Annotated in this window: 10 protein-coding genes, 3 tRNA genes and 1 pseudogene; 9 read left to right on the top strand and 5 right to left on the bottom strand. The window is 74.0% G+C overall.

The genetic code is table 11. From position 1 onward, the window contains the following. The first annotated feature begins 44 nt into the window (after positions 1–44). From ADL34_RS24185 to ADL34_RS24225, 9 genes are all read left to right on the top strand, one after another. On the top strand, positions 45–362 hold the full coding sequence (locus tag ADL34_RS24185; protein ID WP_062673371.1) for a histone-like nucleoid-structuring protein Lsr2: 318 nt from the start codon (positions 45–47) through the stop codon (positions 360–362). A 158-nt stretch (positions 363–520) separates the two neighbouring features. Further along, a tRNA-Gly gene (locus ADL34_RS24190) sits at positions 521–592 on the top strand. Between the two features lie 80 nt (positions 593–672). Further along, positions 673–745: transfer RNA gene (locus tag ADL34_RS24195), tRNA-Gly, on the top strand. Positions 746–880: 135 nt separating this feature from the next. Beyond that, positions 881–1,858 carry an ABC transporter ATP-binding protein gene (locus tag ADL34_RS24200; protein ID WP_062673373.1) on the top strand — a complete coding sequence of 326 codons (978 nt, stop codon included), beginning with the start codon at positions 881–883 and terminating at the stop codon, positions 1,856–1,858. Continuing rightward, complete coding sequence (locus tag ADL34_RS24205; protein WP_062673375.1) at positions 1,855–2,631, top strand: ABC transporter permease; 777 nt, start codon at positions 1,855–1,857, stop codon at positions 2,629–2,631. Before ADL34_RS24200 ends, ADL34_RS24205 begins: the two co-directional genes overlap by 4 nt. 17 nt (positions 2,632–2,648) lie before the next feature. Beyond that, a complete protein-coding gene (locus ADL34_RS24210) occupies positions 2,649–3,875 on the top strand; it encodes a sensor histidine kinase (RefSeq protein ID WP_062673389.1) in 1,227 nt (408 codons plus the stop codon). After that, the gene (locus ADL34_RS24215) at positions 3,872–4,486 is read left to right on the top strand and encodes a response regulator transcription factor (RefSeq protein ID WP_062673377.1); all 615 of its coding nucleotides are present in this window, start codon (positions 3,872–3,874) and stop codon (positions 4,484–4,486) included. Before ADL34_RS24210 ends, ADL34_RS24215 begins: the two co-directional genes overlap by 4 nt. 22 nt (positions 4,487–4,508) lie before the next feature. After that, positions 4,509–4,584: transfer RNA gene (locus ADL34_RS24220), tRNA-Gly, on the top strand. A gap of 91 nt (positions 4,585–4,675) precedes the next feature. Then, the gene (locus ADL34_RS24225; protein WP_062673379.1) at positions 4,676–5,119 is read left to right on the top strand and encodes a glutaredoxin domain-containing protein; all 444 of its coding nucleotides are present in this window, start codon (positions 4,676–4,678) and stop codon (positions 5,117–5,119) included. A gap of 7 nt (positions 5,120–5,126) precedes the next feature. On the opposite strand, the gene ADL34_RS24230 is transcribed toward ADL34_RS24225, so the two are convergent. From ADL34_RS24230 to ADL34_RS24250, 5 genes and pseudogenes are all read right to left on the bottom strand, one after another. Beyond that, positions 5,127–6,026 (bottom strand): phosphoribosylaminoimidazolesuccinocarboxamide synthase, encoded by a 900-nt coding sequence (locus tag ADL34_RS24230; protein WP_062673381.1) that lies wholly within the window; start codon positions 6,024–6,026, stop codon positions 5,127–5,129. Positions 6,027–6,130: 104 nt separating this feature from the next. Continuing rightward, entirely contained in the window at positions 6,131–7,621 is a 1,491-nt protein-coding gene (locus ADL34_RS24235; RefSeq protein WP_062673383.1) for a N,N-dimethylformamidase beta subunit family domain-containing protein, read from the bottom strand. A gap of 380 nt (positions 7,622–8,001) precedes the next feature. Next, positions 8,002–9,789 (bottom strand): hypothetical protein, encoded by a 1,788-nt coding sequence (locus tag ADL34_RS24240; RefSeq protein WP_079034432.1) that lies wholly within the window; start codon positions 9,787–9,789, stop codon positions 8,002–8,004. Between the two features lie 340 nt (positions 9,790–10,129). Beyond that, positions 10,130–11,383, bottom strand: coding sequence for a phosphoribosylamine--glycine ligase (gene purD, locus ADL34_RS24245; protein WP_062673387.1), 1,254 nt, complete (start codon positions 11,381–11,383; stop codon positions 10,130–10,132). A gap of 106 nt (positions 11,384–11,489) precedes the next feature. Beyond that, positions 11,490–12,356, bottom strand: a pseudogene (locus ADL34_RS24250) (DNA polymerase III subunit gamma and tau); the annotation flags it as partial.

Consider the following 12,356-nt stretch of genomic DNA (forward strand, 5'->3'; position numbering starts at 1 on the left):
GGTACAAATGAATTGTCAGCGTGCCGTACGAAGGGACCATATTCGTGGCGCAGAAGGTCGTGGTCACTCTCTTTGACGACATCGACGGCTCAGAAGCGGCGGAAACGATCGCCTTCGGACTCGACGGCAAGTCGTACGAGATCGACCTGAATGAAGCCAATGCCAGCAAACTGCGTAAGGTGCTCGCGCCCTACGTGGAGGCCGGCCGCAAGCGGTCGAGGTCGGGCAAGGCGTTCAAGCAGACGGAGGTCGCCCCCGATCCGGCGGCCGTCCGCGCCTGGGCGCAGGCCAACAAGATGGAGGTGCCGGCCCGCGGCCGCATCCCCAAGAAGGTCTACGAGGCGTTCGCCTCGGCGCAGTAGGCCGGTCCGCGGGGCGGGTCCTCAGGGCCCGCCGGCGGACCCGCGGGGCGGTGCGCCCGGACCGGTGCGACAACCGACTTGCGCTACCCCCCTGCTGATCAGCTAATGTCTGGAGCACGCCAGCGGGCAGGGCCGAAAAAGTCCAGCTCGCCGAGCATGCGGGTGTAGTTCAGTAGTAGAACATCCCCCTTCCAGGGGGAAGGCGCAGTGTGCAATTCCTGTCACCCGCTCTGCACCGCCGTACCGACCATCCTTGTGGATCAGGTAGGCTGGTGCCCGCGCCGATCGGTGAGAGCCGGTCGGAGGCAATGCGGACGTAGCTCAGTTGGTAGAGCGCAACCTTGCCAAGGTTGAGGTCGCGAGTTCGAGCCTCGTCGTCCGCTCGGCAATGAGACCCCGGTCCTTCAGGACCGGGGTCTTTTCGTTGCCCCAAGCCCCCCACGGCTTCTGACATTTGTCATGCCGAGTGATGACAGCGCGCACTGCCTTCCGCCCGTGACCGGCGGAAGGCTGAGGCCATGGACAACGACGAACACGAGCACGTGATCGAGGTCACCGGCCTGCGGCGTGTCTACGGGGGCGGGTTCGAGGCGGTGCGCGGAGTCTCCTTCTCCGTGCGCCGCGGTGAGGTCTTCGCCCTGCTCGGGACCAACGGCGCCGGCAAGACGTCGACCGTGGAACTGCTCGAAGGGCTCGCCCGGCCCGCCGGAGGGCAGGTGCGGGTGCTGGGGCACGACCCCTTCGCCGAGCGGGCCGTCGTACGGCCGCGCACCGGGGTGATGCTGCAGGAGGGCGGCTTCCCGTCCGAGCTGACCGTCGCCGAGACCGCGCGGATGTGGGCGGGGTGCGTGAGCGGCGCCCGGCCCGAGAGCGAGGTCCTGGAGCGCGTCGGGCTGGCCGGGAAGACCGGCGTCCGGGTCAAGCAGCTGTCCGGCGGGGAGCGGCGGCGCCTCGACCTGGCGCTCGCCCTGCTCGGGGACCCCGAGGTGCTGTTCCTGGACGAGCCGACGACCGGGCTCGACGCCGAAGGGCGCCAGGCCACCTGGGAGCTGGTCCGCGAGCTGCGCGACGCCGGGACGACGGTCCTGCTGACCACGCACTACCTGGAGGAGGCGGAGGACCTCGCGGACCGGCTCGCCATCCTGCACGAGGGCCGGATCGCGGCCACCGGCACCCCGGCCGAGGCCACCGCGGCCCAGCCGTCGCGGATCTCCTTCCGGCTGCCGGACGGCTACTTCCTGGGCGACCTGCCGCCGCTCGGCGAACTCGGCGTGATCGGGCACGACGTCGACGGGCGCGTCGTCCGGCTGCGCACCCGCACACTGCAGCGGACTGCCACCCGGCTGCTGGTGTGGGCCGAGGAAGCCGGGCTGGAACTGCTGGGGCTCGACGTGCGGTCGGCCTCGCTGGAGGAGGCGTTCCTGGCGATCGCCCGCGAGACGTCCACGGGCCGGCAGGGGGCCCGCACGGAGAAGGAAGAGGAGTACGCGGCATGAGCGACGCGATCACCACCCCCGCCGGACGGATGACGGCCCTCGCCCGTGCCGAGCTGACCCTGCTCGGCCGGAGCAGGGGAACCCTCGTCGCCGCCCTGTTCGTGCCGCTGGTGCTGCCGTTCAGCGTGTGGTCGGCGACCAAGGACATGGACCTGGAGAAGACCGGGCTGACCCCCGGAACCGTCATCCTGCCCGCCGCCATCGGCTTCTCGCTGCTCTTCGCCGTGTACGGGGCGCTCGTCGGCGTCCTCACCGCCCGCCGCGAGGAACTCGTCCTGAAGCGGCTGCGCACCGGCGAGCTGCGGGACGCCGAGATCCTCGCCGGGTCCGCCCTGCCCGCGGTCGCCACGGGGCTCGTGCAGTCCGTGCTGCTGGCGGCCGGCTGCATGATCCTGCTCGACGTCCCGCTGCCGCCCGCCCCCTATCTGGCAATCCCCGCGCTGCTGGCCGGACTCGTCCTGTGCGCCGCGCTGGCGGCCCTGACCTCGGCGTTCACGCGGACCACCGAGAGCGCCCAGGTCACCACGCTCCCCGTGATACTCGTCTCGATGCTCGGCTCGGGCATGGCCGTCCCGCTGGAGGTCCTGCCCGACCGGCTGGCCTCGATGTGCGAACTGCTGCCGCTGACACCGGTGATCACGCTGATCCGGGGCGGCTGGACCGGCGAGCTGTCCGCGTACGAGACGCTCGGTGCCGCCACCACGGCGCTGGCCTGGACGGTCCTCGCCGTGTTTGCTGTACGGCGGTGGTTCCGGTGGGAACCGCGGCGCTGACGAAGGGGTACGAAGGCATGCGCGGGCCCGGCAGGTGGTGGCGGGGGAAGAGCACCCCGGCCAAGGTGGAGACGTACACCCGGGGGTCGTTCCACTTCTTCGCGGTGATGGAGGTCTCCGCGGCCGGGGTGCCCATGGTCCGCCAGGTCGGCGGGGCGACGGGCGCGTGGCTGCTGCTCCTGGTCTGCGTGCACGCCGCGCTCTGCATGGTGACCGTGTCGCACGCCGTGGACTGGGTGCGCGGGAAGCGTGAGCAGCCGCTGCGGCTGATGTGCGCTCTGGGCGCGGCCACCGCCGCGATGGCCGCGGGGAGCTTCGCGCTCTCCGAGTACGGGCCGGACCACGACGGCCTCGACGCGGCCGTCGGCGGGGTGTTCGGCGTCACCATGATCTTCGGGGTGGGCATCGTCGCCCTCGGCATCCGCGAACGCAGACACGTGTACGCGCTCGTCGCGGGCTTCGCCGCCGGATCAGGGCTCCTCGTGCTCGCGATCACCGGGGTTCCGCTCGAAGCGCTGGTCCTCGCCGTGGTCGTGCTGCTGGGCAGCGGTTTCGTCTCCTTCACCGCCGTGTTCTCCGTCTGGCTGCTGCGGGCCGTCTTCGAGCTCGACGAGGCCCGTGAGACCCGGGCCCGGCTCGCGGTCGCCGAGGAGCGGCTGCGGTTCGGGCGCGATCTGCACGACGTGATGGGGCGCAACCTGGCCGTCATCGCCTTGAAGAGCGAGCTGGCGGTGCAGCTGGCGCGGCGCGGGCGGCCCGAGGCCGTCGAGCAGATGATCGAGGTGCAGCGGATCGCGCAGGAGTCCCAGCGCGAGGTCCGCGATGTCGTACGGGGCTACCGCGAGGCCGACCTCGGTGTCGAACTCGCCGGGGCCCAGGGGGTGCTGACCGCCGCCGGGATCGTCTGCGAGGTCACCGGGGAGACGGACGGGCTGCCCGCGGACGTGCAGTCGGCGCTCGCCTGGGTGGTGCGGGAGGCCACGACCAACGTGCTGCGGCACGGGGATGCCGAGCGATGCGCGGTGGGTGTGCGCAGGACGGAGGAACGGGTGGTGCTGACGGTGGAGAACGACGGGGCCGCGGCGGCCTCGGACGGGGGCGGGGGCTCCGGCCTCGCCGGGCTGCGGGAGCGGCTCGCCGCCGTGGACGGCACGCTGGAGGCCGGCCGCGTCGGCGAGGGGGCGTTCCGGCTGGTGGCGGAGGTGCCGCTGACGGACGCCGGGGTGCGGGAGACCGTCGTATGAGCGGGCCGGTGCGGCTGCTGCTGGCCGACGACGAGCACCTGATCCGCGGCGCGCTCGCCACGCTGCTGTCCCTGGAGGACGACCTGGTGATCGTCGCCGAGGCGGCCACCGGTCCCGAGGCGCTCGCCATGGCGCGGGCCCATCAGCCCGACGTGGCGGTCCTGGACCTGCAGATGCCGGGTGCCGACGGTGTGAAGGTCGCCACAGCGCTGCGGGCCGAACTGCCCGGGTGCCGGGTGCTGATCGTGACCAGTCACGGGCGGCCCGGGCATCTGAAGCGGGCCCTTGAGGCGGGTGTGCGCGGGTTCGTCCCGAAGACGGTCAGCGCCCAGCGGCTCGCCGAGATCATCCGGACCGTGCACGGCGGAAACCGGTACGTCGACCCCGAGTTGGCGGCCGACGCCATCGCCGCCGGGGACTCCCCGCTGACCGCGCGGGAGGCCGAGGTGCTGGAACTCGCCGCCGACGGGGCGCCCGTCGCGGAGATCGCGGAGCGCGCCGCCCTGTCCCAGGGGACGGTACGGAACTACCTGTCCTCCGCCGTCTCGAAGCTGGGCGCCGAGAACCGGCACGCGGCGGTGCGCCTCGCGCGCTCCCGGGGTTGGGTATAGTGGTTCCCGCGCCACGGCGCATGCGAACGTAGCTCAGTTGGTAGAGCGCAACCTTGCCAAGGTTGAGGTCGCGAGTTCGAACCTCGTCGTTCGCTCCAGAGCAGAGGCCCCGGTCATCGACCGGGGCCTTTTGCGTGGGGCGGGGGCCTTCGCGAGGGGCTGGGCCGCGGCGCGATAGCGTGCGTGACCATGACACGCAGCTGGACCCTGCCGACCCGGTTCGCGCTCGGCGGCGCGGTCCTCGCGGTCGGCTTCCTCCTGATCGGAAACCCGGGCGAGGCCCTGTCCGTCGCCCTGGTGTTCCTGCTGCTCGCGGCCCTGCACTCACCGCTGGCCTTCCCCAGGTCGGTCGGCGCCGAGGAGGCGCGGCGGCGCGGCGCCGCCGACGGGCGTCCGGTCGTCTACTGGCGGCCGGGCTGCGCCTACTGTCTGCGGCTGCGCCTCCGGCTGGGCCTCCGGGCCCGCCGGGCGCACTGGGTGGACATCTGGCGGGACCCGGCCGGGGCGGCGGAGGTCAGGGCGGCCAACGGCGGCGACGAGACCGTGCCGACGGTCGTCGTCGCCGGGCGGCCGCACACCAACCCGGATCCGCGCTGGGTGCGCGAGCGGCTCGCCCCGCCGGGCCGGGACTGAACGTCCCTCAGCTCCAGCTCATGCCCGTCAGCCGCTCGTACGCCTCCACGTACTTGGCGCGGGTGGCGTCCACGACGTCCTGCGGCAGCGGCGGCGGGGGCTGCTCGCTCGCCCGGTCCCAGCCGGAGGCCGGCGAGGTCAGCCAGTCCCGGACGAACTGCTTGTCGTACGACGGCTGCGCGCGGCCCGGCTCCCACTGCTCGGCCGGCCAGAAGCGCGAGGAGTCCGGGGTGAGGACCTCGTCGGCGATGACCAGGGTGTCCCCGTCGAAGCCGAACTCGAACTTGGTGTCCGCGAGGATGATGCCGCGCTCCCGGGCGATGTCCCGGCCGCGCGCGTACACGGCGAGCGTCGTCTGCCGCAGTTGGGCGGCGGTGTCCGCGCCGACCTGGCGGGCGACCTCCTCGTAGGAGACGTTCTCGTCGTGCTCGCCGACGGCGGCCTTGGTGGCCGGGGTGAAGATCGGCGCCGGCAGTTCCGAGCCGTCGACCAGGCCCTCGGGGAGGGCCAGCCCGCAGACCGTCCGGGTGTCGTTGTACTCGGCGAGCCCGGAGCCGGTGAGGTAGCCGCGGGCCACCGCCTCGACGGGGACCATCCGCAGGGACTTGCAGACGAGGGTGCGGCCGGCCCAGTCGGCGGGGGCGCCGTCGGGCACGTCGGTGCTCAGCACGTGGTTGGGGACCAGATCGGCGAGCTGGTCGAACCACCACAGGGAGAGCTGGGTGAGGATGCGGCCCTTGTCCGGGATCTCGGTGGGCAGCACCCAGTCGTACGCGGACAGGCGATCGCTGGCGACCATCACGAGGTCACCGGCCTCGTTCTGGTACAGCTCGCGCACCTTGCCGGTGTGCAGGTGCACCAGGCCCGGAACCTGAAGCGGTTCGGGCTTTTCTACGAATCCGGACACGGTTCCTCCCCGTAAGTCTGTCCAATGCGTCGATTGTCCCGTACGGGGCGCCGGACGCGGACCGGGGGTGGGCGGGGAGACTTGCCGGGCCGGGCCGCGTGAGCTCAGTCACGCTTGCAGATGCGGTCCAGGAGGTTGGCGGTGGCGCGCTGGACGCGGGGGTCGACATGGCCCGGGCGGTCGAGCGCCGGGGACCAGGCGAAGGTGCCGGAGGCGAAGACCAGGGCGCCGGAGTGCGCCCGGTACAGCGAGGTCTCCTGGTGGCGGAGCACGCCGTCGCGGTCGGCGTACGGGGAGTGCGCCAGCAGGATGCGCTCCTCGTGGCCGGGCAGCGGGGTGCGCGGGAAGTAGCGGTCGGCCTCGCCGGCCACCAGGCCCGGGATCTCGTCGCCCTCGTGGGCGCCGGTGGCCTCCCACAGCCAGTGGTCTGCGTTGCGGACGATCAGCGGGTGCGGCTCGGGGACCTGCCCGGCGTACTGGATGCCGATGAGCTCCTGCTCGGGGCGGTCGATCTCCCGCCAGAGCACCGGGCGCCCCGGTCCCCTGCGCTTGCGGCAGGTGAGCAGGCGGTCGGGGACGCCGGACGGGGAGGGGCCCAGCTCCACCTGCCAGTACATGGAGTTGGCGGAGAGGAACACCAGCGAGGTGCCGTTCTCCCGGGCGAGCTCGACCGTGCGGCGCATGTTCACCGACCAGTACTCGTCGTGGCCGGGGAAGACCAGGCCGCGGTACCGGGTCGGGTCGACGTGGCCGCCGTGCAGGTCGCGGGCGTCGGCGTAGGCGATGTCGTAGCCGTAGCGCTCGGCCCAGCGGATGAAGTCGTAGGCGTGGCCGACGTGCAGGGGGAGGCCCGCGCCCGCGTAGGGGCGGTCGAAGGAGACGGTGGTGGCGGCGTCGTCCTCGCCGAGCAGCCGGCCGTCCTCGTCCCACGCGTGGTAGAGGCTGGCGCCGAGGCGGCCGTCCTCCGGGTAGAGGTTGTACGCCTGCCAGGTCACGTCGGGCAGGAGCAGGAGCAGGTCCGCCGGGTGGTTGTCGCGGACGGTGAACGGGATGTGCGAGCGGTAGCCGTCGTGGGTGGTGAGGACGGCGACATAGGCGCCGTTGCTCCAGTAGCTGGGGACCTGGAGGCGCCAGGACAGCCACCAGTGGTGGCAGGAGACGGTGCGGTCGGCGGTGAGCGGCGCGGGCTGCACGATGCCGGACAGCCGGGGGCTCGTGGTGATCTTGGCGGCGCCGTCCCCGCCGTAGTGGCCGATGCGGTAGATGTCGACGGCGAACTCCTGGGGCGGGTCGACCGTGATGTGGAAGTCGACCGCCTCGCCGGGCGCGACGGCTCCGGTGGAGGTGAATCCCTTGATCTGCCGGCGCACGTCGTCCGCGGAGCGGGGTCCGGCGCTGCGGGGTGCGGGGACCCTCGGGGTGCCGGCCGTCGGCGGATGGGCCTGGCCGTCGAGGTACCAGGGGACCACCTGGCCGGTGTCGTCGAAGTACGTCACGTTGCCGCGCAGCCAGGGGACCGGGCCCTGGCCGAAGGGGTCCGTCACGGCGTGCGCGAGAGCTCCCGACTCCCAGCGGCGGATCTGCTCCGATCCCATGGCCGTACCCCTCCCTTGTCCCCGTGTGCGCACATCGAGCGTCGTGTCCCGGCCCGGGCGCGCCGGGCGCACGCCGTGCCGGTGGTGCGGTGCTGCACGTCGTGCTCACGGTGCCGGGTGGTGCGCGTCGTGCTCGTCCGGTGCCGGTGGTGCCTGTCGTACGCCTGATGCGCTTGCCCGGTGGTGCCGCCGTCCGGCAGGGCTGCACCGGCCGGCGTGGCGTAAGCCCTTGCCATATGCGCTATCGACCCCAGCACATCACATTGCGCTCGCTTCCTGTCACTATTCGTTGCGAATTGGCCGAAAGTGGAACCGGGGGCTCCGACTGAGTTCCGTCGCTTCGGGGCGCGCCGCCGGGGCCCCTGGCGCGTCCTCGCCCGTCAGACCAGGCGCACCGGCTTCTCGGGGCGTATCCCCGACTCCACGAGCCAGGCGCGCAAGGGCGCCGGATCGCCGTCCTCGATGAGGCGGAGGACCCGGGGTGTGAGGTCCGTGGCGCGTTCGCCGTCGATGAGCAGCGTGGGTCCGTCGAGCCAGTCGAGGCCGGGCGTCGCGCCCGCGGTGTCCATGGCCGCGCAGCAGACCATCGCGGTCACGTGGTCGGTGAGCAGCTCACGGGAGCTGCGAGGCGGCTGGAGCGGGAAGAGCGGGAGGGTCCCGATGTCCAGCAGCGAGGTGTCGGGGGTGAGCGCGGCCGGCTGCCCGGCGGGCGCCGCCGCCTCCTCGCGGGCCAGCTCGGCGGTGATCCCGGCGGCCAGGGCCGAACTCCGCTCGGTCTCCTGGTCCTCGTAGGTCTCCTCGTAGGGGTCCTCGTAGGAGTCGAGGTCGTCGGCCGGAGCCGGGGGCGGGACGAGCGCTTCCGCGACCGGGTCCGGCTGGGGGGCCGTCAGGTGGTCCAGGACCCGGGAGAGGGTGGGGCCGTCGGAGCCGGGGGGCGCGTCGCCCGGGCAGCGGCGGACGCCGAGGGCGTCGAGGACGCGGTGGAGGCGGGCCGCGTCCGTGCGCCACGTGCGGTCCACGACCTCCTCCGGATACTCCTGCCAGCCCACCGGCGACCACTCCTGGCCGGTCTCGGCCGGGCCGCCGTGGAACAGCCGGGCGGCCAGCAGGGAGGTGGCCTCGTCGACCGCGCCGGGCTCCTCGAGGAGGTCGCAGGCGGGGCGCTCGCCCAGCCGGGAGGCGAATCCCTCCGCCAGCCGGTCCCGCCGGGAGAGCTCGGTGAGGGCGGCGACCACGCCCGCGTCCAGCCGGGACGGCCAGCGGCCCATCCGCCAGGCCGGCAGCGCGACCCGGGTCAGCAGCCGGTCCCAGCCCGCGTAGGCCAGTCCGACCTGTTCCTGGGCGACGATCCGCAGACCGTAGTCCACAGCCTGTGCACGCTCGGCGGCCGCCGCGGCCACTCCCCGCTCCATCTCGGCCGCGTGCTCCCGGCAGCTCCGCAGCAGCAGCCGCGCCACCCGGCCGAGGCCCGCGCACACCGCCCGCGACCCCGGACAGCGGCCGCCCGTGGCGGCGACGGCCACGGCGGCGTCCAGACCCCGGACGAAGCGCCGGGCCTGGGCTATGTCCGGGTGCGCGGAGGGCCCGGTGCCGGCGACGACCGGGGCGAGCACGGCCCGCAGCTCCCCGACCCGCATCCACCACAGGAACGGCGAGCCGATGACGAGGACCGGCGCCGCCGGCGTACGGCGGTGGGGGCCGCGCCCGCCGCCGCGCAGGCCGTTGAGTCCGTCGTCGGCGTGCTCCTCGGGCGGGGGCGGGCCGTGGGACCGATGGGTGCGGTCCTCCAGCCAGCTGTCGCAGTCGGGGGTGAGCGCTATCGCGGACGGGGCGGGGACGTCGAGCCGGTCGGCGAGGTCGCGCACCAGCCGGTAGAGATCCGGGGCCTGCTCCTCGCCGATCGTCACGGTGGGCGTGACGGCGGGACGGGCGCGGGCGACGACCAGCGCGACGACCCCGGCGGCCAGCAGCACCAGGACGGCGAACGGGGTGAGCACCCAGCGCACGGCGTCCCAGGCGGGACCGGCCAGGTGCCCGGTGGACGGTCCGGCGAGCAGCACCACGGCGAACGCCGCGGGGAGCAGGGCCACGGCGAGCGCGCGGCTGCGGACGCGCAGCACCGCCAGGGCCCGGGCACGCGCGGCCTGGGCCCCTGCTTCCATCCCCATCCCGGTCACGGCCGGACCTCACCCCCTCCGCGCTGCCCTGGTCGTCGGAACCGTCCTGGCTCTGCTCACTCCCCCACTGTGGCACCCGCCACCGACATCGCAATGCCGGTGGGCCAAGTGCCGGAACGCTTGCGCGGCACCATAGTTGGGGCGTCGACCCACGTCAGCCGGTTGGGCCATCGCTCACTCGATGGAATGGCTTTGGGGAAAGGTGGATGACGGACAGCGAGGATCACCCCTCTGATCCCGGCACACGTGCCGCACCGCTTCCCGCACGCGCAGGGCCCCGGATCCTGGGACGGATCCGGGGCCCTGGTCGGCCTGCTCCAAACGAAAGGCCCTACGCGTCGGCGGCGGCCTTCGCGGCGATGTCCGTACGGTGCTGGGAGCCGTCCAGCCCGATCCGGCCCACTGCCCGGTAGGCGCGGGTCCGGGCCTCGGTGAGGTCGCCGCCGGTCGCGGTGACGGACAGCACGCGGCCACCGGCGCTCACGACCGCCTCACCGTCGCGCCGGGTGCCGGCGTGCAGCACGTAGGCGTGCGGGGCGTCCTGGGCGGCCACGTCGTCGAGGCCGGTGATCGGGTCGCCGGTGCGGGGGGTGCCCGGGTAGTTGTGGGAGGCGACGACCACGGTGACCGCGGCGTCGTCGCTCCAGCGCAGCGGCTCCAGGTCGGCCAGGTGCCCCTGGGCGGAGGCCAGCAGGACACCGGCCAGCGGGGTCTTCAGGCGGGCGAGCACGACCTGCGTCTCCGGGTCGCCGAAGCGGGCGTTGAACTCGATCACGCGCACGCCCCGCGAGGTGATCGCGAGTCCGGCGTAGAGCAGTCCGGAGAACGGGGTGCCGCGCCGGCGCATCTCGTCGACGGTCGGCTGGAGGACCGTCTCCAGGACCTCCTCGACCAGCTTCGGGTCCGCCCACGGCAGCGGCGAGTACGCGCCCATGCCGCCGGTGTTCGGGCCCTCGTCGCCGTCCAGCGCGCGCTTGAAGTCCTGGGCGGGCTGCAAGGGCACGACGGTCGTGCCGTCGGTGATGGCGAAGAGGGAGACCTCGGGGCCGTCCAGGTACTCCTCGATGACGACGCGCTCGCAGGCGTTGGCGTGCGCGCGGGCCTCGTCGAGGTCGGCGGTCACGACGACGCCCTTGCCCGCCGCCAGGCCGTCGTCCTTGACGACGTACGGGGCGCCGAAGGCGTCCAGGGCCTCGTCGACCTGGGCGGGGGTGGCGCAGACGTAGGAGCGGGCCGTGGGGACGCCGGCCGCGGCCATGACGTCCTTGGCGAACGCCTTGGAACCCTCGAGCTGCGCGGCCTCCTTGGAGGGGCCGAACACCGGGATGCCCGCCTCGCGCACGGCGTCGGCGACCCCCGCGACGAGGGGGGCCTCCGGTCCGACGACCACGAGGCCGGCGCCGAGCCGTTCGGCCAGCGCGGAGACGGCCTCGCCGTCGAGGGCGTCGACCTGGTGCAGTTCGGCGACCTCGGCGATGCCGGCGTTGCCGGGGGCGCAGTGCAGCGCGGTGACGTCGGGGTCGAGGGACAGGGAGCGGCACAGGGCGTGTTCGCGGGCGCCGCTACCGATGACGAGGACCTTCACGGGGGTCAGCCTAACGGCCTTCTTGTGCGGGACGCCGAGGGGCCGGGGGCGGAGGACCTGTGCGTTCCTCCAAAACCGGCCCGGGGAAAGGCGGGCCGGGCGCGGCCTACTCGTTCGTGATCTCCTCGACGACCGTCGCGCCCAGCTCCCGCACGATCAGCTCGCGGCCGGACAGCGCCGACTCGTTGAGGTCGGGGTCGTCGTCCTCCGGGATGTCGTCCTCGATGGAGACGGAGGGCGGTTCCGGGGCGCTGGGCCGCGGGGCCGGGGCGGGGGCCGCTGCCGACGGGGGCGCCGGTGCCGCGGACGGGGCGGGGGCCGGGCGCGTGGCGGCCTGAGCGCCGTAGCCGCCGGGGGCCGGGGCTGCGCCGCCCCCGCCGAAGCCGGGGGAGCCGCCCGGTGCCGGGGGCGCCGAGCCGCCGCCCGACGGGTCGACGATCGCCTCGATCTTCCACTGCACGTGGAACTGCTCGGCCAGCGCCTGGCGCAGGACGTCCTCGCTGCCGCTGCTCGCGAAGTTGTCGCGCGCGCCCGCGTTGACGAAGCCGAGCTGGAGGGTGGTGCCGTCGAAGCCGGCGACCTGGGCGTTCTGGCTGAGGAGGATCCAGGTGAAGCGGCGGCGGTTCTTGACCGCCTCCAGGATGTTCGGCCAGAGCTGCCGGGGGTCCAGACCACCGCTCGGGGGCGCGTAGGCGGGTGCCGCCTCTCCGCCTCCCGCGGCGGGAGCGGGTGCGGGCGGGGACGCGGGTGCGGGAGCGGGTGCGCCGGGCCGGGATGCCGGGGCACCGCCGCCCGCCGGGGCCGCCGTGGGCCAGCCGCCGGGCCTCCGGCCGCCGCCCGCGGGAGCGGCGGTGGGCCAGGCGCCGGCGGCCGGAGAGGCGGGCGTCTGCGGGGGGGCGGGGGGGGGCCGGGGGGGGCCGGGGGGCCGCGGGGGCGGGTCCGGGGGGGGGGGGGGGGGGGGGGCGGGGGGCCG

This window comes from Streptomyces sp. NRRL WC-3605, assembly GCF_001509795.1.
Taxonomy (GTDB): Bacteria; Actinomycetota; Actinomycetes; order Streptomycetales; family Streptomycetaceae; genus Streptomyces; species Streptomyces viridochromogenes.